The organism is Sideroxydans sp., from assembly GCF_054604835.1.
On record NZ_JBTSFG010000005.1, the window covers coordinates 179,483 to 204,752 of the forward strand.

Below are 25,270 nucleotides of genomic sequence, written 5' to 3' on the forward strand. Positions count from 1 at the left end.
AATCGATAGCGGGTGCCCAAGTGCACGGTCGTGTCGCTGCGAACGAAAAATATTCGCGATTCTTTGCATAATTCATTTGCGCGTTTGCGCGGTTCGGTTACAATGCGCGTCCTTTTACAGGCGCGTAGCTCAGCTGGTTAGAGCACCACCTTGACATGGTGGGGGTCGTTGGTTCGAGTCCAATCGCGCCTACCAATTTCTTCTTCTCCTTTACGAACATTTTCGAGAAGCTCATGTTCACATTGAGTCTACATGGAGAAGAAAGTACTCAGGCCCTGCTGCAATCGGGCCGTTCCTATTGCCTCATCGTCCGTTCTGAATCTCAACGCGCCGCTTTGCTCAAGAATCTGGGCGAGCAGGCCGGCGTGGTCATCGTGCCGCATAACGGCGGTCTCATCAGTAATCTCCGGGTTTGGGAGAACATCATCCTGCCCGTGCAGTATCATGGCATCCAGCTGCCGGGAAAACTTAAAGACAACGTGACTGCCTTGCTAGATCAATGCGGTTTGTCGGACGAGACCGTCTTGTCGGCGCTGATGCTCAAGTTGCCCGACCAGCTCACTTTGTACGAGAAGCGCCTGGTAGGTTTTGTAAGGGCCATGTTGATGGGGCCGGAACTTATCATCTACGACGGTCTGAATGAAGGTTTGTCGCGCAAGGAATTGGTGATGGTGAACAAGTTCGATGCGGTATTCCGTTTGCACTTCCCGTTCAGGACTTCTGTTCTGGTCAGTTTTGAGGAAGACAGCGAAAAGAGCGATCCGGATCAGTTGCTGATCCATCTGTAACGACCATGAAACTGAACAACTACAATCAACGTTTGCTGAATATCGAACAGCGTACCAAGCGCTTTTTGCTGGGTGCGCTCGGGGCGATGTTGCTGGCCTTGCTGTTGATCGCCATCAAGCAGGACTATCTGGTGCGCAGCACAGCCATCTACTTCTTTGCGCCCAATGCGCAGGGACTGAATCAGGGGATGGCAGTCAAGTTCATCGGTTTCAAGGTAGGGAGTGTCAAGGAAGTCAGCATGCAGCCCAATGCGACCGTGCGCGTAAAAGTGTCATTGGACGATGAATATGTGCACCTGATCGGCTTGGATGCGAGAGCGCGTCTGATCAAGGAAGCGCTGGTCGGCGAGAGTGTGGTCGAGATCATTCCCGGCTCGCAGCAGGTGCAGCAGGTGACACAGAACAGCGTGCTCCAGTTCGAACGCGGGCAGGATGCCAGTAGTATCGCCGAGAGTATGGCTGCGCAGCTTCAACCTATCCTGAGCGATATCCGCCAGATCACTGCCAGCATCAACAATCCGAATGGCGAGATCCAGCAGACGCTGAAGAACCTGAACCAGGTGACAGGTGATCTGCGCGAGACAGTTAAACAATTCACCCAACTTGGGGTCAGCGGCAATCAGAAGCTGGACAGCGTACATGGCAAGCTGGACAAGGCGCTGGATAGTGTGAATGCCAATCTGGAGGTGATGGACAAGGCGATCCCGCGTCTGGTCGACAAGGCCGATGCAACGCTGGATAACGTGCAGACCGCCACCACGGACATCAAACGGATGACTGCCGATACGGCTGGCGAGTTGCCGGCATTCATCCATAACAGCAATGCTTTGGTGCAGGACAGCCAGGACATGCTGGAAGGCGCGAAGCAATCGTGGCCGTTCAGCGGCTGGTTCCGCAAGCCTGAGGCTCAAGTGTTGCCGGTGGACGGTTATGTGCCACCAGAGAAACCCTGATGATGGACCGGCTGCGACTTTCCTCGGCGATTGTGCTTTCTGGTCTGTTATTTCTGACGGCCTGCGGACAGACGGCACCCCTGCGTAACGCAAGGCTGGAACTGGCGGCAGAATATAGCCAGAGTGCGCAGCGTGCGTATGATCGAGGCGACTACCATGTAGCGCTAAGGCAATATGAAATGGCCTTGCAGGTGGATGTCGCCGTTGAGAACATCGCTGGTATCGCTATTGATATGTTGAATCTGGCTCGCGTGAACCAGATGCTGGGTCGTTGGGAAGTTGCCAATGCGTATCTGGACAAGTTGCTGCAAGACAGTGCGTTGGAATATGGGACGCCCTATTTGGCAACCGCTGCGACTCAAAAGTCCTTGTTGCTACTGCAACAAGGGGATGTGAAGGGGGCCCGACTCTGGTTGGAAAAGGCATCGGCATGGTGCGTCGCGGAATGCTCGCTCGCGAGCGTGATCGACAATGCTCGTGCCGCGATCGCATTGCGTGAAAAGGATAGTGATCGGGCTTTGCATTGGGCGGAGCGAGCCGCGTCAGCCAGTCGTGGCAATTCGCCCCTGGAATATGCCAACGCCCTGCGCTATATGAGCGAAGCTCAGTTGATGCGTGCCGAGTTCGCGACAGCTTCGCGATTGGCTGATGAGGCGCTGGTGGTGGATAAATCACTGGGATTGCCTGAAAAGATCAAGGTGGACCTGCTGCTGTTGGCCGCTGCATACGAGGGGCAGGGCGACACCGAACAGGCTAAGCGATACCGCGAGCGCGCCTCGCGCATCGTTGCAAGGTGAGCGGCATGGGCATGCTTGAGCGCTTGCAGGATCCGCGATTCAGATGGCTGCTGGGTTTGGCTATCTGTCTGGTAGTCGCCTTGGGTATTTCATATTTTCAAACCGGAGACGGCCTGAGCAGGAGGATACTGGATCGTCAGTTCGATCTTCTGCATCAACGATCCGCGCATCCGATACAGAACGATGTGGTCATCGTCGGCATCGACGAGGATAGCTTCAGGAAATTCAAGGAACCCTTCGAGTTGTGGCATCCCCATCTGGCCAGTTTTCTGCAGGCCATGGAGTCGGCCAAGCCCAGCGTGCTCGGGCTTGATATCGCCTTACCTGAACGATCCTACCAATTCATGCTGCCTCACTATGAAGATGGACTGGTTAAGGCGTTACAAGCGCTCAGCGCACAGACCCCTGTCGTGCTGGCACGCAAGCCGGATGCTGAAGGTGCTTTACGCCCTGTGGATGGCGCGTTGGCTGCCTCGGTCGCGGATGCCCCGGCTTCGGTCATGCTCTGCCTTGACGGGGATGGTGTGCTCCGACGTTTCGATCTCAATCGTTGCACTGTGAACGCGCAGGGAACCAGCTTCGCTGAAAAGGTCGCTGCCCGGCTGGGCGTGGCGCATCCGGGAGTCGGCATTGTGGATTTCAGTGCGGGCCAGAAGTTCGACTACATTCCATTCTCACGCGTGCTGGAATGGCAGGGGCAGGCTGACAAGCAGCGACTAGTTGCCACTTTTTCCGGTAGAACCGTGCTGTTGGGCGTTGTTTCTGCGCGTGCTGAGAAGGTGCGAGTTCCAGTGCCCATGGCGGTATGGTCACCGATGGATAAGCGTGTGTCGGAAGTGTTGGTGCAGGCGCAGATTTTGCGTTCAATGACAGGGAAAGGCTTGATCCGCGAGCTGCCGCTGTGGGGTAGTGTAATTCTTGTGCTAGCCGCTGCTTTGCTGTGGTTGGGACGTACAGGCTGGATCAAGCTGGCGGTATTCGCAGTGACTCCAGTCGCGCTTTGGCTGCTGGCAACCTGGATGTTGGGGGTCGGTATCTATCTGCCTTTGGGGGGCATTCTGCTTTCCGGTTTGTTCGCATTCATGGCGCGGCTTGGGTATGAATCGGTGATGCAGATACGCGGCCGTGAAGGATTGCGGGAGCTCTTCGATAGTTATGTCAATCGCGAGGCGTTGAACGGGATCATGAGTGGCAAGATCGATTCACGCACGGATGGGGAGCGTGTGCGGGTGTGCCTGTTGCATGCGCGTATCAAAGATTTCAGTCGGCGGGTGCAGGAGTGTGAGCCGCAGGCATCAGTGTCGCTGTTGAATGACTACTTCTCCGAAATGGCTATTGCGGTACATCAGCACAAGGGCACGCTCGATAAATTCGTTGGGAGCGAGCTGGGGGCCTTCTTTGGGGCGCCACAAACACTTGAAAGTCCGGAGCGGAATGCGCTCGAGGCGGCACAGGAGATGTTGCAGCGGCAGCGCGAAGTGAATGAACGATTGCTGGAGAGCGGAATGCCCGCGATCGAGATCGAGATCGCCTTACATGTGGGGCAGGTGGTGGTCGGGCATGTCGGATCGTCTGCGCGCAAGGATTACACGGTACTCGGCTCCGAAATCGATGTCGTGAAAGCGCTCGTGGAATTGGCGAAGAGCGCGGGATGTCCTGTGGTCTGCTCCGCAGAAGTGGCTGAAGCGGTCAGGGTTGCGGGCGGTATCTCGGAAGTTGGCATAAGGCAGGTCGGTGGCGCGGACCTTCATGTCTACGCATGGACGCCGCCCTTGCTCGGGGGGCAGTGATGGGCGGCTTCTGGAGGCGCGTGCTGGTCAGGCTGCAGATGCGGCAAGTCCGGCAGACGATATTCGGTTCGCTTGCCTTGCTGTGGTATGCGTTCAATAACCTTCATGTCTTGCGCCTTTCGCCGGTGAACGCCGTGTTCCAGCGCCAACTGTTCTTTACCGGTGTCGAGGCGCTCGGTATCGTGGCGATCTTTGGCTTGCTGAGCGGCGCACTCGTCATCACGCAGATCACCTCCCTCATCGGCGGGGATAGCACGCTGGCAGTGAAGATATTGATCTGGACCATCGTGCGCGAGATCGGCCCCTTGTTCGCCGCCATCATCATCGTCGCGCGTAGCAGTGCGGCCATCGCTTCCGAACTTGCCTTGATGAAGACGCGCGGCGAGATGAAGAGTCTGGAGCGGATGGGCATCTCCCCGCAAGATTATCTGCTGGTACCCCGTATCGTGGGTGTGACGCTGGCCGTGCTGGCCTTGACCATCTACTTCCAGCTCGTCGCCATCGGTGGCGGATTGGCGATCAGTGCTTTGTTCCAGAACGTATCCTGGCTGGACCAGGTCGGCCGCTTCCTGCAGACGGTGAAGTTGAGCGAGTTTGCGGTGGTGGCTTTCAAAGGTTGTCTGTTCGGATTGGCCATCTCCAGCATCTCTTGCTACAACGGCATGCAGGCACAGTCTTCTGTGACCGAGGTGCCCAAGGTCGCCATCAAGGCAGTTCTGCAGAGTCTGCTGTTCGTGTTTGCGCTGGATGCGCTGATCGCCTACCTGAACATGAGCTGGTGAGTTGCGATATACTGCGCGCCCTGTGGCGTATGTGCGCCTGAACAAATATTGATAGTGCGGCGCAGGCCGCACTTGCTTTTTAAAGAGTGGATCGAAATGCCTGTCATAACACTACCGGATGGTTCTCAACGCAGTTTCGAAGGTCCTGTAACGGTTGCCGAGGTTGCGCAAAGCATCGGTGCCGGTCTGGCGCGTGCCGCGCTGGCTGGCAAAGTGGATGGAGCCTTGGTGGATACTTCCTACCAGATATCTGGCGATGCGCAGCTGGCCATCATCACGGACAGGGATGCGGATGGTCTTGATCTTATTCGCCATTCCACCGCTCATCTGCTGGCCTATGCGGTGAAGGAGTTGTTCCCCGAGGCGCAGGTGACCATCGGCCCGATGATCGAGAATGGCTTCTACTACGATTTCGCCTATTCGCGGCCTTTTACACCGGAAGACCTGGCCGCCATCGAGAAGCGCATGGCGGAGCTGGCCAAGAAAGACCTGCCGGTGACGCGCAATGTATTGCCGCGCGACGAGGCAGTGGCCTATTTCAAATCCATCGGAGAGAAGTACAAGGCCGAGCTCATCGAGTCCATTCCTGCGGATCAGGAGGTTTCGCTGTATAGCGAGGGTGAATTCACCGATCTGTGCCGCGGCCCGCATGTGCCATCCACTGGCAAGCTCAAGGTTTTCAAACTGATGAAGGTTGCCGGTGCTTATTGGCGCGGCGACTCGAAGAACGAGATGCTGCAACGCATTTACGGCACGGCTTGGGCGAAGAAAGAAGACCTGGAAGCCTACCTGCATCAACTGGAAGAAGCCGAGAAGCGAGATCATCGCAAGTTGGGCAAGCAGCTGGATCTGTTCCATATGCAGGACGAGGCGCCCGGCATGGTGTTCTGGCACCCGAAAGGCTGGGCGATGTGGCAGGTGATCGAACAATACATGCGCGGCGTGTACCGCGATAACGGATATCAGGAGATCCGCTGCCCGCAGATCATAGACCGCGTGTTGTGGGAGAAGTCCGGCCATTGGGAGCACTACAAGGCCAATATGTTCACCACTGAGTCGGAGAAACACGACTATGCGATCAAACCGATGAACTGTCCCGGCCATGTGCAGGTGTTCAATTCCGATCTGCGTTCCTACCGTGAATTACCTGTGCGTTACGGCGAATTCGGCTCCTGCCATCGCAACGAGCCTTCCGGCGGCCTGCATGGCCTGATGCGTGTGCGTGGTTTCGTGCAGGACGATGGACACGTGTTCTGTACAGAAGAGCAGATCGAATCGGAAGTGACGGCATTCAATGCACTGGTGCTGAAGGTCTACAAGGACTTTGGCTTCAATGATGTGGTGGTCAAACTCGCCCTGCGCCCGGAAGGACGGGTCGGCTCGGACGAGATTTGGGATAAATCGGAGAATGCATTGCGTGCTGCATTGACTGCATCAGGCATGGAATGGGTGGAACTGCCGGGTGAAGGAGCGTTCTACGGTCCTAAGATCGAATTCCACATCAAGGACGCCATCGGCCGCTCTTGGCAGTGCGGCACGATACAGGTGGACTTTTCCATGCCGGGCCGCCTGGGGGCTGAATATGTCGACGAGGACAACAGCCGAAAAGTGCCGGTGATGTTGCATCGTGCGGTATTGGGGTCTCTGGAGCGCTTCATCGGGATTCTGGTGGAGAATCACTCAGGAGCCCTGCCGTTGTGGCTGGCGCCGGTGCAAATGGTGGTGATGAACATCTCGCAGGCGCAGGAGGCGTATGCGGCTAAAACAGCCGATGCTTTGCGAGATGCAGGGTTCAGAGTGCAATCTGATTTGCGCAATGAGAAGATTACCTATAAAATCCGCGAACATAGCTTGCAGAAGTTGCCTTACCAGCTGATCATCGGCGATAAGGAAATGGCTGCTGGCCTCGTTGCCGTGCGGAACCGCCAAGGTGAAGACCTTGGGCAGATATCGGTGGAGGCGTTCATAGAGCGCTTGAATACCGAGCTGCATGCGGGAAGCGCGGTTTAATTTTTATTGGAGTAATTGCAATAGCACAGGATAAGTCGCAGCGTTTGAATGAGCAGATAACGGCACCACAGGTGCGGCTCATCGGCGCGGAGGGAGAGCAGGTTGGTATCGTGGCAGTAGCGGAAGCACTGCGCATGGCTGATGAAGCGGAACTGGATCTGGTGGAGATCGCGCCTTTGGCGGAGCCACCAGTTTGCCGCATCATGGATTTCGGCAAGTTCAAGTATGCCGAAAGCAAAAAGCAGCACGAAGCCAAACTTAAGCAAAAACAGGTGCAAGTCAAGGAAATCAAATTCCGTCCCGGTACGGACGAAGGTGATTACAACATCAAGTTACGTAACTTGACGCGCTTCCTTGCTGACGGCGACAAGACCAAGATCACATTGCGGTTCCGTGGTCGTGAAATGGCCCACCAGGAAATCGGTATGCGCTTGATCGAGCGCATCAAGGCCGATCTGGAAGAGCATGGCGTAGTAGAGCAGTTCCCGAAGATGGAAGGCCGTCAGATGGTGATGGTGATTGCGCCGAAGAAGAAGATCTAAGAATCAAGTTGCATCGTGACGAAGCAAGGGGCTGTCGTTACGGTGGTTGTGAAAAGTGCCCCAAACAAGTGATTTCGGGTCGTTAAGTGTTCCTGTCAGGAACCTCCCGACGTCATAAAATAAACGGAGTCGTTATGCCAAAGATGAAGACCAAGAGCAGTGCGAAGAAGCGCTTCCGCGTTCGTGCGGGGGGCAGCATCAAGCGCGGCCAAGCGTTCAAGCGCCACATCCTTACCAAGAAAACCACCAAGAACAAGCGTCAACTGCGTGGCTCTACAGGTGTCCATGAAACCAACACGGCGTCCGTTCGCGCCATGATGCCCTACGCATAAGGAGTTAGAAAATGCCAAGAGTAAAACGTGGTGTAACGGCGCGTGCGCGCCATAAGAAGATCTTAGACAAAGCCAAGGGTTACCGCGGCCGTCGCAAGAACGTTTACCGTGTCGCCAAAGAAGCGGTGATGAAGGCTGGTCAATATGCCTATCGTGACCGTCGTCAGAAGAAGCGTCAGTTCCGCACTCTGTGGATCGCTCGTATCAATGCTGCTGCGCGTGAGCAGGGTCTGAGCTACAGCGTGTTCATGAACGGTCTGAAAAAGGCAGCGATCGATATCGACCGCAAAGTGCTGGCCGACTTGGCCGTGTTCGACAAAGCTGCATTCACGCAGATCGTCGGGCAAGCCAAAGCCAGCCTCGGCGCGTAATTATTGCGCTATATAAAAAAGGAGGCGAAAGCCTCCTTTTTTTGTTTTAAGACTAAACGATCATACGATGCAAGAACTTCAAACCATACTCGAAGAAGCTTTGGAAAGTTTCGCTGCCGTTGAAGATGCAGCCGAGCTTGAGAACATCAAAGCGCGCTACTTGGGCAAAGATGGCAGCCTGACCGCCATGCTGAAGGGCTTGGGCAAACTGTCTGCCGAAGAACGCCCTGCTGCGGGGGCGCGTATCAATCTGGTGAAGCAGCAGCTGGAAGCCGCATTGCAGGCGCAGCGCGATGCTATCCAGTTACATGCCTTGAATGCGAGACTGGCAGCGGAATCCTTGGATGTGACATTGCCCGGACGTGGTCTAGGTGTGGGTGGTTTGCATCCAGTCACTCGTACGCTGGAGCGGATCGAGAATCTGTTCCATTCCGTCGGTTACGACGTGGCAGAAGGCCCTGAGATCGAGAACGATTTTTACAATTTCACTGCGCTCAATATCCCCGAGGATCATCCGGCGCGTGCGATGCATGATACTTTCTATATCGATGAGCAGCATGTGCTGCGCACGCACACATCTCCTATCCAGATTCGCTACATGCAGGCACATATGGAGAAGTACAAACATCTGGATGCGATGCCGGACATTCGCATCATCGCGCCGGGACGTGTCTACCGTGTGGACTCGGACGCCACCCATTCGCCGATGTTCCATCAGGTGGAAGGATTGTGGATCGGAGAGCGTGTGAGCTTCGCTGATCTGAAAGGCGTGATCGCCGACTTTTTGCAGAACTATTTCGAAACCAAAGATATGCAGGTGCGCTTCCGCCCTTCGTTCTTTCCATTCACCGAGCCTTCAGCCGAGATGGATATGAGCTGGAAAGGCGGCTGGCTGGAGATCGGCGGCTGCGGCATGGTGCATCCGAACGTGCTCAAGCATGTCGGTATCGATAGCGAGAAATACATCGGCTTCGCCTTTGGTATGGGTGTGGAGCGTTTGGCTATGCTGCGCTATGGCGTCAACGACCTCAGATTGTTCTTCGAGAACGATCTGCAATTCCTGAAACAATTCAACTGAACATGCAATTCTCCGAATCCTGGTTACGCACCCTTGTGAATCCCTCGCTGTCCAGCGGGGAAATGTCTCATTTGTTGACTATGGCAGGTCTGGAAGTGGAGGAGATGACGCCTGTCGCCCCTGCTTTCGAGAAGGTCGTCGTCGCGCAGGTGTTGAGTAAAGAAAAACATCCCGATGCAGACCGTCTGAACGTGCTGACGGTGAATATCGGGCAGGCTGAGCCGCTTACTATCGTGTGCGGTGCCGGCAATGTGACTGTCGGCATGAAAGCGCCATGTGCGCTGGTCGGTGCAAAATTGCCGGGTATCGAGATCAAGCAGGCCAAGGTGCGCGGTATCGCCTCTTTCGGCATGATGTGTTCGGATAAAGAACTTGGTCTGGCCGATGAGAGCGACGGTTTGCTGGAATTGTCTGCTGATGCAGTCGTCGGCCAAAGTATCCGCGAGCATCTCGATCTGGATGATCATCTGATCACGCTTAAACTCACTCCGAATCGCAGCGATTGTTTGTCAGTGAATGGCATTGCGCGCGAAGTGGCGGCACTGACGAATTCTCCCTTGCAGGCCATCCCCGCAGCTGACTTCGCGCAGACAGGCAGCATAACTCTCAACGTGAAGGTGGCTACTCCGGCAGCGTGTCCGCGCTATACGGGGCGTGTAATCTCCGGGGTGAACGCGAAGGCCGCCACACCGTCGTGGATGGTGCAACGACTGGAGCGTTGCGGCCTGCGTAGTATTAGCGCCTTGGTGGATGTGACCAACTATGTGTTGCTTGAGTTGGGGCAGCCGCTGCATGCTTTCGATCTGAATAAATTGAGTGGCGATATCAATGTGCGTTTTGCCCTTGCGGGTGAAAAATTGACGCTGCTGAACGAGCAGATGGTTGCGCTGCAAGACGATATGCTGGTAATCGCAGACAGCAAGGGGCCTGTCGCCTTGGCAGGCGTGATGGGCGGCATGGACTCAGCTGTTGATGAGGCGACCACCGATATCTTCCTTGAGAGTGCATTCTTTGCACCCAGTGTGATCGTGGGAAAATCCCGTCGTCTTGGTTTTAGTTCCGATTCTTCCTATCGTTTCGAGCGAGGTGTTGATTATTTGACAACGCAGGTAGCTCTGGATCGCGCAACACAATTGATCCTCGAGATTTGCGGCGGAGCAGCCGGGCCGGTAACTGCAGTGCAGGCTGATTTACCATCACGCCCGTCAGTGCTGCTGCGCTGTTCCCGCATCCTGCGAGTCCTTGGCATTGCACTGAAGTCTGATGAGATCGCGCAGATACTTGCAAGTCTGGGTATGGCATTTCGGCAAGATGGTGATGATTTCACTGTTACACCGCCGAGTTACCGTTTCGACATCGCTATCGAAGAAGATCTGGTAGAAGAAGTTGCCCGTGTGCACGGCTATGAGCAGATACAGCCTGCGCCTATTCAGGCAAGCATGACTATCCTGCCTGATTTCGAAGCTGATCGCCCGTTGTCAAAAGTGCGTCAAGTCATGGTGCTGCGCGATTACCAGGAAACCATCAACTATTCCTTCGTTGAGGCGGAGTGGGAGCGAGACCTGTGTGGAAACACGGCACCTGTTACCTTGATGAATCCGATAGCCAGCCAGATGAGTGTGATGCGCAGCAGTCTGCTGGGCGGCTTGCTGGGCGCATTGCGTACCAATCTTGCGCGCAAACAAACGCGCGTCCGCATATTCGAGATCGGCGGCTGTTTCAAAGCAGAGGTGGGGAATTATTCCCAGGAAGAACGAATGGCGGGGTTGGCATACGGTGCTGTGCTCCCGGAGCAGTGGGGTGCAGCTGCACGCAACGTAGATTTTTATGATGTGAAGAGCGATCTTGAAGCCTTGTTCGCTCCCCGCGCCTTGACCTTTCAAGCTGCGGAACACCCAGCCTCTCATCCGGGCCGATCGGCTCGGATATTGCTCGATAACAACGCTATCGGTTGGGTGGGTGAACTGCATCCTCAATGGCAGCAGCAGTACGATATGCCATTGCCAGCGGTCTGGTTCGAGGTGCAATTGAGCGCCTTGATACAATCAGCTGTTCCAAGAGTCGAAGATGTCTCAAAATTCCCGGCGGTACGTAGAGACATCGCTGTGTTGGTCGATGAGAAAGTCGATGTACAGACACTTTTGGATGTATTGAATAGTCAAAATGCCCCCTATGTAACAGAGTTGGCATTATTCGATGTGTATCGTGGGCAGGGTGTCGAGGAAGGGAAAAAAAGCCTTGCATTCCGTGTGTTATTAAAAGATACTCAAAAAACACTTACAGATTCTGAGATAGAGCCGAGCATCGCCATGCTGGTTGAGGCATTGCATAAAATCGGCGCGAAGTTAAGGGGGAAATGATGACAACTACATTGACGAAGGCCGAGCTGGCTGATTTGCTGTTTGAGAAGGTCGGCCTGAATAAGCGCGAAGCCAAGGATATGGTGGAAGCGTTTTTTGAGGAGATCAGGGTGCAGCTAGCCCAAGGTGACAGCGTAAAGCTTTCCGGATTCGGCAACTTCCAGTTGCGCGACAAACCGCAGCGTCCGGGCCGCAACCCCAAGACCGGTGAAGAGATTCCGATCACAGCTCGCCGAGTGGTCACTTTCCATCCCAGCCAGAAGCTCAAGAGCATGGTAGAGACGACCTATCATGGAACTGCAGTTAACTGATTCCAGCTTGCCGCCGATCCCGGCCAAGCGCTATTTTACGATAGGCGAGGTCAGCGCCCTGTGTGGCGTGAAGGCTCATGTATTGCGTTATTGGGAGCAGGAGTTCACACAACTCAAGCCGCTCAAGCGCGGCGGTAACCGACGCTATTACCAGCACCATGAAGTTCTGCTCATCCGTCGCATCCGCCAGTTGCTGTACGAGGAAGGATTTACCATCAGTGGTGCGCGTAGCAGACTCGATCAAGCACATACGCAGGAATCGGATACTGTGCATGCAGTGCATGCAAGTTCAGAACTGTCTGTCATGGCCATTCCGCAGCTGCGTAGAGAGTTGAGCGACATACTTAAATCCTTGCGCGCTTGATTGCTAAATTCGTTTCAAATCGCGCTACAAAATAAATGTGCTCTGCTATAATCCGCGCCCTCGGGGCGTAGCGCAGCCTGGTAGCGTACTTGGATGGGGTCCAAGTGGTCGGAGGTTCGAATCCTCTCGCCCCGACCAGAACAAAAGCAGTTAAAGAAGATCCGGCTCTGCCGGATTTTTCATTTGCGCGATGCGCTGGTTCTGGTCACCTATCCAAATTCTTTCAAGGGATTTGGACAATTACTCTACAATTAGAAAAAAATTAATTAGAAAAAAGTTCAATTTAACCGGCAAGGGGCAGGGCGGATTGACATCTCTTCATACTAGTTCCCATAAGTTTTTGCTCGCAACGCTGGCGATGCTGCCGTTTTTCAGCACGGTTCAGGCTGCCGAGGATTTGGATTCCGAGCAGGCTTTTTTTCTCGAACTTCCTGTCGTTCTGACGGCTTCACGGCTTACCCAGCCGGTTGACGAAGCGCCCAATGCCATCACCATCATTGATCGACAGATGATCAAGGCGTCGGGATTCAGAAGGATTCCAGAACTGATGCGACTGGTGCCCGGTATGTATGTGGGGAGCCAGAACGGTCACAGCATGTTCGCCTCTTACCACGGTACAACGGACAACTTCTCACGACGCATGCAGGTGCTGGTGGATGGGCGCAGCGTTTACCTGCCGCCCTACAGCATGGTCATATGGGACGATCTGCCGGTGTTGCTGGAAGACATTGAACGGATCGAAGTTATCCGCGGCCCTGCTGCTGCATCGCACGGTGCCAACTCAACGCAGGGCGTCATCAACATCATCACCCGCGAGGCAGATAGTTTTGTGCCGAACGAAGTCACAGTACGCCAAGGCGGAAACGGCATCAAAGATGCTTCGATGACCTTCGCCCAGCGCGGAGAATCCTTCAGCCAGCGGCTCAGTGCCGGATACCGGGCAGACGGTGGCTATGATCTGCCGCAGTTCACCGACGACAACCGTACCAGCATGTTCAACTGGCGTGCGGCTTACCATCCGAATGGCGAGGACACATTCGATTTTCAGACAGGTTACAGCCAGTCTGTGCGCAGGGACGGAATCGTCGGGCGCAATCAGGCACCGGATCGCAATTTGTTTACGGAACATGATTACGCACAACTGATCTGGACGCGTGCGCTGGCGGACGGTGCCGAATGGCAGCTTCGCTATCACTATACCCATTCCGCTTACGATGACGATCAGGTGTCCTATTACCGCGATGGCGTCAACCTGTATCCCAAAGTCAACGTCCAGACCCGGCGTCACGACATCGAAGCCCAGCATACTGCGTCCTGGTCAACAGGGCATCGCTTGGTCTGGGGCGGCGGCGCGAGGCTGGACGGTGTGAGCTCCACGTCTCTGTTCTATTACCATCCCGCACCGACCCTGCGTCAATGGCGTGTGTTTGCCCATGATGAATGGCGCATGCAGCATGATTGGTTGCTGAATGTGGGGGCGATGTGGGAGGACGACGGCATGGGCCATCACAATGTTTCGCCGCGCGTGGCGCTGAATTACCACTTCACGCCCAACCATACGCTGCGTATTGGTGCTTCGCTGGCCTATCGCAATCCGGCAGTAATTGAAGAGTATGGCAATACCGACCCGCTCACCCCGGGCGGCTTCCTCGCCTCTGGCGGTTTACAGCCAGAACGCATGCTGGCACGCGAAATTGCCTACCTTGGGCACTTCCCGGAGACTGGCTGGATGGTGGAAGCACGCCTTTTCAGTGATCACCTGCGAGGTCAGATTTTTCTTGATCCGCTCCGTAACGCGAGTGGCGGGTTCAACAATGCGAGCTTCAAGAATCTTTATTTGGTTCGATATTCCGGATGGGAGGGAAGCCTGAAATACCAGCAGGAGGGCAACGCACTGACCGTGAACTTTTCGCGTCAACAAGCCGCCTGTGAAGCAGATGGCCTGCCCACCTGGATCAGCGATGCACGGGTAAGGGGCTGGTTTGATGAGTGGTTGCGGCAGTGTCCCAAAGCCGTGCCTACCAATGCGGGGAGTGTGCTTGCCGAACATCACTTAACGCAGACATTGGCAATCAGTGCCGGCTATTACTACCAGGATGAAGTGCAGGTATTGGATGCGCAAAGACCGCAAACATTTATGCACAGGATGGATATAAAAATAACCCGTTCCTTCGGGAAACGTGGCGTCGCAAGTGGAGGAGAAGTGGCATTGGTGATGCAGAATATGTTCCGGGACACCCATACGGAATACGCAAACTTGCCACAGCAGGGCTATCCCTCTCTTGACCGCCGTGCCTACCTTCTCGCCACTTTCCTATACTAATATCTTGCCTCGCAAGAGCGAGCGCCAGATCGCCCTGATCCGGTGGCTGGTATTGGTTTGCAGCGTTCTCAGCTTCCAAACGCTGCAAGCCGCGCCGCTCAAGGTCTCCCTGGCTTTGAGTGAGGAGCGCGAGGTATATCGCGCATTTGAATCGGCACTGCGAGATTCACTCGACGCACACCAGGAGATTCAGATATTGCCGTCGGGCAACGTTGCGCAGGCAGAACTGATCGTGGCGATCGGTGCTCAGGCGGCAGACGACTTCAGAGGTTCATCTATTCCGGTATTGAACGTGATGGTCAGCCGAGCCGGACTTGAAAAGATCGGGCGAGACAGTAATTCAGGATCATCCGGCATCTACATGGATCAGCCTATGGCGCGCAGATTCTCGCTACTCCGCGCGGCCTTGCCTCAGACAAAGTCAGTAGGTGTGCTGATATCGAATGAGTCCCCCCAACTGGCAGCAGCCAAACAACTGTCATCAGCTTCGGGATACAGGCTGCACATTCAGACCGTGGCGACACCGGATCATCTTGCGAGCAGTCTTTCGGCGTTGCTAGCGGACAGTGATGTATTGTTGGTCTTGCCCGACGCGGAGATATACCGTTCGGATACCATTCGCAACATATTGTTGGAGACTTACCGGCAGCAAGTGCCTATGATTGGATTGTCACAGAACTATGTACGAGCCGGTGCCTTGTGCGCTGTGTACAGTACGCCGCTGCAAATCGCCGAGCAGGCTGCCAAAGTAGTCGCCCAATTTGCCAAGACCGGTAAGCTGCCTGACTACCAGTATCCTCAGGAATTTGAAGTTGCAGTGAACACGCAAGTCGCCCGTTCGCTCGGGCTGACGATAATAAGCGCAGAACAACTGCGCAACGAGATCGGGGGGAGACCATGAAGAAGTACGGTATCGAGCGACAGACTATGACAGTTGCGCTGATCCCCATATTGATACTGGCTGTACTGCTGGAAACCTCGTTCATTCTGGCGCGTATCGCCGATCTCGATCAGGCGCTAAAGGACAGGGCGAGTCTGATAGCACGGCAGCTCGCGTCTTCCAGTGAGTATGCGGCGTTCTCCGGGAATCGTGTGCTGCTGCAGCAGCAGGCAGAAGTGACGCTTGCACAGCAGGATGTGACAGCGGTGTTCATCCTTGATGCTGAAGGCCGGGTTCTGGCGAGTGCGAGCGGCGTGACGGATTTGAAGATCATTCCCCCCGATTGGCGATCCGGCCAGACATTGCGTGAGGACAAGCGTTCGCTGGCCGTGTATCACGCCATTGTGACTACCCAATTGTCATTGGACGATACTGAAATTGCCTCTACCTCAAATACGGGGGCATCTCTGGGGGGGGTCTATCTGGTGCTGGGCAAACAAAGGCTCAATAGCGAAAAGGTTCGGATGGTCATCATGAACCTGATCCTTACCGCACTGGTGCTGTTGCTTGCGGTGTTAGTAGCGACGCGCGTTGCGCGCAGGATCACGCTGCCGATCATGGGGATGCGTACTGCCGTGCGCGATCTGGGTGAGGGGCGCTTATCAACGCGTATCGGAGAGATGCAAGTGCTCGAGCTGAACGAGCTGGCACAAGGCATCAATGAGATGGCGTCACAATTGCAGGAAGAGCGGAACCAACTGAAGCAGCGCATCGAGGATGCGACGACCGCTTTGCGCAGTCAGAAGGAACAGGCGGAGAAGGCCAATTTCGACAAGACCCGTTTTTTGGCTGCGGCGAGTCATGACCTTCGCCAGCCCATGCACGCGCTTGGCCTGTTCATGGGTGAGTTGCAGAATCGCCTCGAGACACCCGAGCAACGCAAAATAGTGGAAAAGGTGGAGGAGTCCGTGACCGCGATGTCCGGTTTGCTGGATTCGCTGCTGGATATCTCCAAGCTGGATGCCGGCGTCATCGTGCCGCAGGTGCAGGAGATAGAGATCGCTACGCTGCTAAGGCGTCTGTCTGAAGCTTATGTACCTTCGGCCAAGGTGAAATCCATCAGGTTGCGAATTCACACATGCAATTGGCGCGTGAGAAGCGACCCCATCCTGCTCGAACGTATCCTGATGAACCTGCTGGGCAATGCCATCCGCTACACGCAGGAACATGGTTGTGTGTTGCTGGCATGTCGCAAGCGTGGTGACAGGTTGCGCTTCGAAGTGCGCGACAATGGCCCCGGCATTCCCTTGGAGGAACAGGAGAATATCTTCAGGGAATTCGTGCAACTGGAAAATACTGCCCGCGACAGGAGTAAAGGATTGGGTTTGGGGCTGCCTATCGTCCAGCGTTCGGCCAAGCTGTTGAATCACCCCTTGTATCTATGCTCTAACCCCGGGCGGGGTTCAATCTTTGCTCTTGATGTGCCGCGCGTCCCCGATTTGAAAGATCTTCTGGCTCAGGGAAGCACAGTCAGCCGTACTCCTCCGACAGAAAACGAGGATTCGTTCACGGCGCGCAGCGTGCTGGTGGTGGATGACGATGAACTGGTACGCAACGGGACGGCTGGGCTTATCGAAGCGTGGGGATGCAGGGTAGCGATGGCTGAAAGCCTGGCCGAGGCTGAGCAGCTTTTCGAGCAATCGTCATTCGAGCTGGTGATCTGTGACTTCCGCTTGCCGGACGGCAACGGGGTTGAATTGGCGGAACGCATCCACATGCAAGGCAAACAACAGCCGGCTTTCATACTCGTCAGTGGTGACACATCACCCGAGGTGTTGAAGCTCGTGGCGGACAAGGGCATGCACTTGCTGCACAAGCCGGTGCGTCCGGCCAAGTTGCGCTCGATGATGGCTTTTGCGTTGAAGGCTAAATGATCAGTTCGAGGCCAGGCGTTCCAACGCACTGCGATCGATAACCTCGATCTGTTCCCGAGCCAGTTTGACCCAGCCCTGATCCGCAAATCCTTTGAGTAGGCGGCTGACCATCTCGCGCGCGCTGCCTAGTTCATCTGCCACGACCTGGTGAGTCAGATGGAGTGGACTGGGGCGTGATAGCAACAATGCTGCCAATCTTTGATCCAACTTCTGGAAAGCAACAGCGGAGACCAGCTCCATCAGGTCGGTGAGCCGTTCCGCGAACAGGCTGAAGATGTAGTCCCTGAATGGTTGGCAATCCGCCATCAAGGTGCGGAACGAGGCGGGCGGCAAGACGATCATTTCCACATCTTGTTCTACGATCCCGCGAGCGCGGTAGTTGCTGTGGCCGAGCAGGCAGCTGCTGGTCAGTATGCAGCTTTCACCTTCACCGACACGGTAGAGCTGCAATTCACGTCCATTCGCGGAAGACTTGATGACGCGCACACTGCCCGAGAGTAACAACGGAAATCCTTGGCAGGGTTGGTTCTCGTCGAAGATTACCGTGCCTGCAGGGAGACGCATCACCGTCGTCTGGTCGAACAGTTCCGCGAAACGTGCGGGTGCCAGTTCGCGTAACAGCGGGTAGCGTTCTAGCAGGCGTGTGCTTTCGCTGGCTGGCATGGCAGTCAGCTCACTCCGGACGCAGATGCGGGAACAGGATGACGTCGCGGATGCTGGCGGCATCGGTCAGCAGCATCACCAGGCGGTCGATGCCGATGCCTTCGCCCGCGGTAGGTGGCAGGCCGTGTTCAAGTGCGCGGATGTAGTCGGCATCCTTGAACATCGCTTCCTCGTCGCCGGCATCCTTGGCGGCAACCTGCGCATCGAAACGCGCTTCCTGGTCTTCCGGATCGTTCAACTCGGAGAAGCCGTTGGCAATCTCGCGGCCGACGATGAACAACTCGAAGCGCTCGGTGATGCCGGCGTTCTTGTCCGAAGCGCGCGCCAGTGGCGACACCTCGACGGGGTAATCGACGATGAAGGTCGGCTCGAACAGCAGATGTTCGGACAGTTCCTCGAACAAAGAGAGTTGCAGACCGCCGACACCGTCCTCGGGTTTGTACTTGGCTTTCAGGTCCTGCAGTTCGCCGACCAGGAAATCGCGATTGTTCAACTGCTCATCGGTGAACTGCGGATGATATTTCTGGATCGCCTGCACCATGGTCAGACGGTGGAACGGCTTGCCCAGATCCAGTTCCTTGCCCTGATAGCTGATGACTGTCGTGCCCAGTACCTTCTGTGCCACCTCGGCGAACAGACGCTCGGTGAAGCCCATCAGATACTTGTAGTCACGATAGGCTTCGTAGAACTCGATCATGGTGAACTCGGGGTTGTGGCGTGTCGACAAACCCTCGTTGCGGAAGTTGCGGTTGATTTCGAACACCTTCTCGAAACCGCCCACCACCAGTCGTTTCAGATACAGCTCCGGCGCGATGCGCAGATACATCTCCATATCTAGCGCATTGTGGTGAGTGACGAAAGGTTTGGCCGAAGCGCCGCCCGGTATGGGGTGCAGCATCGGTGTCTCGACTTCCAGATAATCGTGGCGAGTGAAGAAATCGCGTATGGCCTGAATGATCTGGGAACGGATCAGGAAGGTCTTGCGCGTTTGTTCGTTGGTGATCAGATCGACATAGCGCTGGCGATACTTCTGCTCCTGGTCGGTCAGGCCGTGGAACTTCTCCGGCAGCGGACGCAAAGCCTTGGTCAGCAGGCGCACCTCGGTGACGCGTACCGACAATTCGCCGGTCTTGGTCTTGAACAGCACACCGGTCGCGCCGAGGATGTCGCCCAGATCGTGATGCTTGAACACGGTGTGCGCATCTTCGCCGGTGATGTCGTTGCTGATGAACAGCTGCATACGACCGCTCACATCCTGAATGGTGGCGAAACTGGCCTTGCCCATCACCCGCTTCAGCATCATGCGTCCGGCGACGGCAACCGGGATCTGCTCGGCTTCCAGCTCATCATTGCTTTTCTCGCCGAAAGCGGCGTGCAAGTCGGCAGCCAGATTCTTGCGGTCAAAGTCATTGGGAAAGGCGACGCCCTGTTCGCGAAGTGCCTTCAGCTTGCTGCGGCGTTCGGCAATGATCTGGTTCTCGTCTACTTGCGGGATGTTTTGTTCGGTTGTCATGTTGTGTTCCTGGTTAAACGCCTTGCTTCAAGCTGGCTGCGATGAAATCGTCGAGGTCGCCGTCGAGCACGGCTTGGGTGTTGCCCACTTCGAAGTTGGTGCGCAAATCTTTGATGCGCGACTGGTCAAGCACGTAGGAGCGGATCTGGTGACCCCAGCCGATGTCGGACTTGGTGTCTTCCAGTGCCTGCTTCTCCGCGTTGCGTTTGCGCAGCTCTTCTTCGTACATGCGCGACTTCAGCATGGACATCGCTTCGGCGCGGTTCTTGTGCTGCGAGCGGTCGTTCTGGCACTGCACCACGATGTTGGTCGGGATGTGGGTGATTCGCACCGCCGAGTCGGTCTTGTTGATGTGCTGTCCGCCCGCGCCGGAGGCGCGATAGGTGTCGATGCGCAGATCGGCCGGGTTGATGTCGACCTCGATGGAATCATCCACTTCCGGGTAGACGAACACGCTGGAGAACGAGGTGTGGCGACGATTACCGGAGTCGAACGGTGACTTGCGCACCAGACGATGCACGCCGGTCTCTGTGCGCAGATGACCATAGGCGTAATCACCGCTGATCTTGAGCGATGCACCTTTGATGCCGGCCACTTCGCCGTCGGACTGTTCCAACACTTCGACAGTGAAACCCTTGCGCTCGGCATAGCGGATGTACATGCGCAACAGCATGGAACCCCAGTCCTGTGCTTCGGTGCCGCCGGAACCGGCCTGGATGTCGAGGAAGCAGTTGGCAGAGTCCAGCTCGCCGGAGAACATGCGGCGGAACTCAAGGTCGGCGACCAGCTTCTCGATCTGCTCGACATCGTTGACGATGCTCATCAAGCTCTCGTCATCGTTCTCGGCCAGCGCCATTTCCATCAGTTCACTGTTGTCGTTGACCGATTGGCTGATCTTTTGCAGATTGTGCACGATGCCTTCCAGCATCTTGCGCTCTTTGCCCAGATCCTGAGCGCGTTTGGCGTCCTGCCAGATGGCAGGGTCTTCGGCTAGTGCGGCGACTTCGTCCAGGCGTTCCTGCTTGCCGTCGAAGTCAAAGATACCTCCGTAGTTCGAGGTTGCGGGCGCGCAAGTCTTGCAGTTTGGCGGTGAGGGCGTTGAGTTGTTCGGCTTCCATGATCGGTTCTGTCTGTCGCTGCTTTAAAGGGTCGCGATTATAGCGCAAACAGCCCCAACAGGACGCCGCCGGCGATAGCGCCGAAGCCGATCGCGACCTGGCGTGCCAGTGCCGGACCCGCGATGAAAACGACCATGCCGAATTTGAACGCGATGTTGGAAAGGAAGGCGATGGCGATAGCTGTCACGGTCTGTTCTTCGCTGAGCTGTCCCAGATTGAATAGGCGCAAACTGGAGAGGGCGATCGCATCCACATCGGTCAATCCCGAAACCAGCGCGACGGCATACAAGCCCTGACTGCCGGCAAGGTCTGCCATCCATGCCGAGCCGACCAGCACCACGACGTAAAGCAATCCGAAACCGAGGGCGGTGTGCAATTCGGCCGGGTTCGAGGTTTCTGGCACCAGCAGTTCCTGACCCTTGCTGGTCTGTCTCCATGCATACACGGAAGCGATGAGCCCGGCGATCAGGCCGCCCGCATAGACAGGCGCGAGACTAGGCAAGGCACCGAAGGCCAGGATGGAGCTCACGACCAGCAAACGCAGCAGCACCACCATGCTGGCGATCACGATCACCATCGCGGCAAGATTGGAGAGGGCGGGGCTGGCCTTGCCGTGTTTCGAGTAGATCAGGGTAGTGGCGGTGCTGGACACCAAACCGCCGAAGAAACCCAGTAACGGCGCGCCGTAGCGCGTGCCGACCAGATGCAACGCGGTATAACCTGCCAGACTCAAACCGGAGATGAGCACCACCATCAACCATGCCTGATGCGGGTTGAACGCACCGTAGGGGCCGTAGTTCTGGTCGGGCAGGATGGGCAGCACGATGAAGGTGAGCACCGAGAACTGCAGCACCGCAACCAAGTCACGCCGTGTCAGGCGCTGGGAGAAGCCGCGCAACTCGGGTTTGAAATAGAGCAGGGCGGTGATGCCGATGGCCAGCATCACCGCCAGCTTGGACATTTCTAGCCAGATCATCACCCCCAGCGCGTAGCACAGCAGCAGCGCGATCACGGTCGTCGTGCCGGGGTCGGCATCCGGCTTGTCGGGTTCGTCGCCGAGGTAGGCGGCGATGATGGTCAGCGCGACGGCGATCAATCCGGCTATCACCAGCCACTGGATATCCAGATGATCGCCCAGCATGCCCATCATGGTGCCGAACAATGCAACCAGCGCGAAGGTGCGCAGACCCGCCTTGGCAGAAGGATTTCGTTCGCGTTCCAGACCTATCAGCAGGCCGATGGCGATGCTGGTGAGGAATTTCGGCAGCAATTCGATACCGTTGTTTTGCAGGAAAGCGAATTCCATCGTTGCTTCTCCTTACCAGTGACGCACGATCAGTTGCAGCGTCTCGGAACCATTGTATTCATTGATGCTCAAGCTGTACACGGCATGCACGGTGTCCGGAGCGGGATCGGCGTGGAAGAAACGGATGGCATCGAAACTGCCGACAGGCGAGGAGAGCTTCAGCTTCAGATGTTTTTCGCCGACTATACGTTGTGTTTGAACGCGGAACTCGCCTTCGAACAACGGTTCGGGAAACCCCTGTCCCCAAACTTGCGCTTGCAGCTCGCGTGCCATGCGCAGGGAAAACTCCGCATTTTCCAGTTCACCGTCGGTGGCGATGCTGCGCACCAGTGCTTCACTATCCAGCATCTCCTGTATGACGGATTCGAACGCGCTACGGAATTCATCCAGCGCCTGTTCCGGGATGCTCAATCCAGCCGCCATGGCATGGCCGCCGAACTTCAGGATCAGGTGGGGCTGACGTTTGGAAACGAGATCGAGTGCATCGCGCAGATGCAGGCCGACGATGCTGCGCCCGGATCCTTTCAGCTCGCCAGTCTGCGCGCGGGCGAAGGCGATGACCGGGCGATGGAACTTGTCCTTCAGGCGCGAGGCGAGGATGCCGATCACGCCCTGGTGCCATTCATCATTGAACAGGGCCAGTGAATAGCTTTCCGCTGGGTCGAACGTTTCCAGTGCCGCCAGTGCGCTGTCTTGCATGTCGGCCTCGATGCTGCGCCGTTCCTGATTGAGCGCATCCAGCTTGGCGGCGATCTCGTTGGCTTCGTTGGCGTCGTCGGTCAGCAGGCAGCGAATGCCGAGACCCATGTCTTCCAGTCGGCCCGCAGCATTCAGGCGCGGGCCGACGATGAAACCCAGTTCATAGGAGGAAGCTTGCGCCGCCGGTCGGCGCGCGATGCGCAACAAAGCCATGATGCCGGGGCAGGCGCGTCCGGCGCGGATGCGCTGCAAACCCTGATGCACCAGGATGCGATTGTTGTCATCCAGCTTCACAACGTCCGCCACCGTGCCGAGCGCGACGAGATCGAGCAGATTGCCAAGATTGGGTTCCGGCTTGTCGGCGAAAGTCCCGCGCTTGCGCAGTTCTGCGCGCAGCGCTAGCAACACATAGAACATCACGCCCACCCCTGCCAGATTCTTGCTGGGGAATGAACAGCCAGGCTGGTTTGGGTTCACGATGCATTCCGCATCCGGCAGGGAGTCGCCGGGCAGGTGGTGATCGGTCACCAATACCTGCATGCCGAGTCTGTGTGCTTCGGAAACTCCCTCCACGCTGGCTATACCGTTATCCACGGTGAGCAGGATGTCGGGCTTGCTTTGTGCAGCGAGGCGGACGATCTCCGGGGTCAATCCGTAGCCGTACTCGAAACGGTTGGGCACGATGAAATCCACATTGGCACCCAGTGCAGACAGGCCGCGCATACCCACGGCGCAGGCGGTGGCACCGTCGGCATCGTAATCGGCCACGATCAATAGCTTTTTGCCGGCGGAAATGGCATCGGCCAATGCGCTTGCCATGGTCTCCGCCTGCTTCAATAGCTGGAACGGCAGCAGCTTTTTCAGGTCGGTCTCAAGCTGTTCCGTCTGTTCGATGCCGCGCGCGGCATAGATGCGTGCCAGCAAAGCAGGGATGCCGGATTCGGCAAGCCGCTGGGCGGTGTTTTCAGGGTAGCTACGCTGGTCGATTCTGGTCATGTTTTTGGGCTTCTTTTGCTGTTCAGTGTAGCAGAGCAGAGATCGTAATTTCCCAGTAACTCGGGTAGAATGCGCGCCACTTAAAAATCCATTGCGAGCAATATTGTGGCACTGATAGTTCAGAAATACGGCGGCACCTCTATGGGCAGTCCGGAGCGCATCAAGAGCGTTGCGCAGCGTGTGGCAAGATTCAAGGCACAAGGCCATCAGATCGTTGTCGTGGTCTCGGCAATGAGCGGCGAGACCAATCGTCTGATCGGACTGGCGCACGAGATCCAAAAGCATCCCGATCCGCGCGAGCTGGATGTGGTGATCTCCACCGGCGAACAAGTCACCATCGGTTTGCTCTCCATGGCACTGATCGATGCCGGACTCAAAGCCAAGAGCTACACCGGCGCCCAGGTCAAGATACTCACCAACAGCGCATTCACCAAAGCGCGCATCGTCAGTATCGACGAGGAGAACATCCGTAACGATCTGGACGAAGGCAAGGTCGTAGTCGTCGCCGGTTTCCAGGGCATGGACGAGGATGGCAACATCACCACGCTGGGACGCGGCGGTTCTGATACCACCGGCGTGGCGATCGCTGCCGCACTGGGGGCGGACGAATGCCAGATCTATACGGACGTGGATGGCGTCTACACCACCGATCCGCGTCTGGTACCCGAAGCGCGTCGCCTGAAGAGCATCACTTTTGAAGAGATGCTGGAGATGGCGAGCCTCGGCTCCAAGGTTTTGCAGATCCGCTCGGTCGAATTCGCCGGCAAATACAAAGTCAAACTGCGCGTACTTTCCAGCTTCCAAGAGGATGGCGAGGGAACGCTGATCACATTCGAGGAAAACGACAAAATGGAACAGGCCATCATCTCAGGTATCGCATTCAATCGCGACGAAGCCAAGATCACCGTACTCGGCGTGCCGGACAAGCCGGGCATAGCCTATCAGGTGTTGGGCCCGGTCAGTGATGCCAACATCGACGTGGACATGATCATTCAGAACGTCGGCGTGGACGGTTCCACAGACTTCTCGTTCACCGTGCATCGCAACGAGTTCAGCAAGACGATGGAATTGCTGAAGAGCAAGGTGCAGCCACATATCGGCGCGCGCGACGTCGTAGGCGACAACAAGACGGCCAAGGTGTCCGTGGTCGGTGTCGGTATGCGTTCGCATGTGGGCATCGCCAGCAAGATGTTCCGCACTTTGGCGGAAGAGGGTATCAACATCCAGATGATCTCCACCTCCGAGATCAAGATTTCAGTGGTCATCGACGAGAAGTATCTGGAGCTTGCTGTGCGTGTTTTGCACAAAGCTTTCGATCTCGATCAAGAAAGCGCATGATAGTTTGACGAAGCGGAGCGAT

At 56.2% G+C, this 25,270-nt stretch carries 22 protein-coding genes and 2 tRNA genes; 19 read left to right on the forward strand and 5 right to left on the reverse strand.

Annotated elements, in window-relative coordinates; genetic code table 11:
• The first annotated feature begins 118 nt into the window (after positions 1-118).
• From ACYCZ5_RS09905 to ACYCZ5_RS09990, 18 genes are all read left to right on the forward strand, one after another.
• Positions 119-195: transfer RNA gene (locus tag ACYCZ5_RS09905), tRNA-Val, on the forward strand.
• Positions 196-233: 38 nt separating this feature from the next.
• Entirely contained in the window at positions 234-788 is a 555-nt protein-coding gene (locus ACYCZ5_RS09910; protein WP_461544645.1) for a P-loop NTPase family protein, read from the forward strand.
• Between the two features lie 5 nt (positions 789-793).
• Positions 794-1,741, forward strand: coding sequence for an MlaD family protein (locus ACYCZ5_RS09915; protein ID WP_461544646.1), 948 nt, complete (start codon positions 794-796; stop codon positions 1,739-1,741).
• Positions 1,741-2,538 (forward strand): tetratricopeptide repeat protein, encoded by a 798-nt coding sequence (locus ACYCZ5_RS09920; RefSeq protein ID WP_461544647.1) that lies wholly within the window; start codon positions 1,741-1,743, stop codon positions 2,536-2,538. The genes ACYCZ5_RS09915 and ACYCZ5_RS09920 overlap by 1 nt, the downstream gene beginning before the upstream one ends.
• 5 nt (positions 2,539-2,543) lie before the next feature.
• Entirely contained in the window at positions 2,544-4,328 is a 1,785-nt protein-coding gene (locus ACYCZ5_RS09925) for a CHASE2 domain-containing protein (protein ID WP_461544648.1), read from the forward strand.
• Positions 4,328-5,110 carry an ABC transporter permease gene (locus tag ACYCZ5_RS09930; RefSeq protein WP_461544649.1) on the forward strand — a complete coding sequence of 261 codons (783 nt, stop codon included), beginning with the start codon at positions 4,328-4,330 and terminating at the stop codon, positions 5,108-5,110. The genes ACYCZ5_RS09925 and ACYCZ5_RS09930 overlap by 1 nt, the downstream gene beginning before the upstream one ends.
• A gap of 96 nt (positions 5,111-5,206) precedes the next feature.
• Complete coding sequence (gene thrS / locus ACYCZ5_RS09935) at positions 5,207-7,120, forward strand: threonine--tRNA ligase (protein WP_461544650.1); 1,914 nt, start codon at positions 5,207-5,209, stop codon at positions 7,118-7,120.
• A 20-nt stretch (positions 7,121-7,140) separates the two neighbouring features.
• Positions 7,141-7,662, forward strand: coding sequence for a translation initiation factor IF-3 (gene infC, locus ACYCZ5_RS09940; RefSeq protein WP_461544716.1), 522 nt, complete (start codon positions 7,141-7,143; stop codon positions 7,660-7,662).
• A gap of 134 nt (positions 7,663-7,796) precedes the next feature.
• Positions 7,797-7,994, forward strand: coding sequence for a 50S ribosomal protein L35 (gene rpmI / locus ACYCZ5_RS09945; RefSeq protein WP_461544651.1), 198 nt, complete (start codon positions 7,797-7,799; stop codon positions 7,992-7,994).
• An 11-nt stretch (positions 7,995-8,005) separates the two neighbouring features.
• The gene (rplT, locus tag ACYCZ5_RS09950; RefSeq protein WP_461544652.1) at positions 8,006-8,365 is read left to right on the forward strand and encodes a 50S ribosomal protein L20; all 360 of its coding nucleotides are present in this window, start codon (positions 8,006-8,008) and stop codon (positions 8,363-8,365) included.
• 67 nt (positions 8,366-8,432) lie between these two features.
• Positions 8,433-9,443: a phenylalanine--tRNA ligase subunit alpha gene (gene pheS / locus ACYCZ5_RS09955; protein ID WP_461544653.1), complete on the forward strand. Its 1,011-nt coding sequence runs from the start codon at positions 8,433-8,435 to the stop codon at positions 9,441-9,443.
• Positions 9,444-9,445: 2 nt separating this feature from the next.
• The gene (gene pheT / locus ACYCZ5_RS09960; RefSeq protein ID WP_461544654.1) at positions 9,446-11,803 is read left to right on the forward strand and encodes a phenylalanine--tRNA ligase subunit beta; all 2,358 of its coding nucleotides are present in this window, start codon (positions 9,446-9,448) and stop codon (positions 11,801-11,803) included.
• The gene (locus ACYCZ5_RS09965) at positions 11,803-12,114 is read left to right on the forward strand and encodes an integration host factor subunit alpha (protein WP_461544655.1); all 312 of its coding nucleotides are present in this window, start codon (positions 11,803-11,805) and stop codon (positions 12,112-12,114) included. Before pheT ends, ACYCZ5_RS09965 begins: the two co-directional genes overlap by 1 nt.
• A complete protein-coding gene (locus ACYCZ5_RS09970) occupies positions 12,095-12,478 on the forward strand; it encodes a MerR family transcriptional regulator (RefSeq protein ID WP_461544656.1) in 384 nt (127 codons plus the stop codon). Before ACYCZ5_RS09965 ends, ACYCZ5_RS09970 begins: the two co-directional genes overlap by 20 nt.
• A gap of 61 nt (positions 12,479-12,539) precedes the next feature.
• Positions 12,540-12,616, forward strand: a tRNA-Pro gene (locus ACYCZ5_RS09975).
• A 52-nt stretch (positions 12,617-12,668) separates the two neighbouring features.
• On the forward strand, positions 12,669-14,801 hold the full coding sequence (locus ACYCZ5_RS09980; RefSeq protein ID WP_461544657.1) for a TonB-dependent receptor plug domain-containing protein: 2,133 nt from the start codon (positions 12,669-12,671) through the stop codon (positions 14,799-14,801).
• Positions 14,770-15,702, forward strand: coding sequence for an ABC transporter substrate-binding protein (locus tag ACYCZ5_RS09985; RefSeq protein WP_461544717.1), 933 nt, complete (start codon positions 14,770-14,772; stop codon positions 15,700-15,702). Before ACYCZ5_RS09980 ends, ACYCZ5_RS09985 begins: the two co-directional genes overlap by 32 nt.
• Positions 15,699-17,615, forward strand: a complete 1,917-nt coding sequence (locus ACYCZ5_RS09990) for an ATP-binding response regulator (protein ID WP_461544658.1) — start codon at positions 15,699-15,701, stop codon at positions 17,613-17,615. Before ACYCZ5_RS09985 ends, ACYCZ5_RS09990 begins: the two co-directional genes overlap by 4 nt.
• Here the strand turns inward: ACYCZ5_RS09990 and ACYCZ5_RS09995 are convergent, their stop codons facing one another.
• The 5 genes from ACYCZ5_RS09995 to recJ form a co-directional block, all read right to left on the reverse strand.
• Entirely contained in the window at positions 17,616-18,278 is a 663-nt protein-coding gene (locus ACYCZ5_RS09995) for a Crp/Fnr family transcriptional regulator (protein ID WP_461544659.1), read from the reverse strand.
• Positions 18,279-18,288: 10 nt separating this feature from the next.
• Positions 18,289-19,791 (reverse strand): lysine--tRNA ligase, encoded by a 1,503-nt coding sequence (gene lysS, locus ACYCZ5_RS10000; RefSeq protein WP_461544660.1) that lies wholly within the window; start codon positions 19,789-19,791, stop codon positions 18,289-18,291.
• Positions 19,792-19,804: 13 nt separating this feature from the next.
• Positions 19,805-20,909, reverse strand: a protein-coding gene (prfB, locus tag ACYCZ5_RS10005; RefSeq protein ID WP_461544661.1) for a peptide chain release factor 2 whose coding sequence is annotated in 2 segments (ribosomal slippage) — positions 19,805-20,827 and positions 20,829-20,909 — 1,104 coding nt in all. Because the reading frame shifts where the segments join, the coding sequence is not laid out codon by codon here.
• 37 nt (positions 20,910-20,946) lie between these two features.
• Positions 20,947-22,215 (reverse strand): MgtC/SapB family protein, encoded by a 1,269-nt coding sequence (locus ACYCZ5_RS10010; RefSeq protein WP_461544662.1) that lies wholly within the window; start codon positions 22,213-22,215, stop codon positions 20,947-20,949.
• Between the two features lie 12 nt (positions 22,216-22,227).
• Positions 22,228-23,910, reverse strand: coding sequence for a single-stranded-DNA-specific exonuclease RecJ (recJ, locus tag ACYCZ5_RS10015; protein ID WP_461544663.1), 1,683 nt, complete (start codon positions 23,908-23,910; stop codon positions 22,228-22,230).
• Positions 23,911-24,015: 105 nt separating this feature from the next.
• On the opposite strand from recJ, the gene ACYCZ5_RS10020 reads away from it, so the two are divergent.
• Entirely contained in the window at positions 24,016-25,248 is a 1,233-nt protein-coding gene (locus ACYCZ5_RS10020; protein WP_461544664.1) for an aspartate kinase, read from the forward strand.
• Positions 25,249-25,270: the final 22 nt, after the last annotated feature.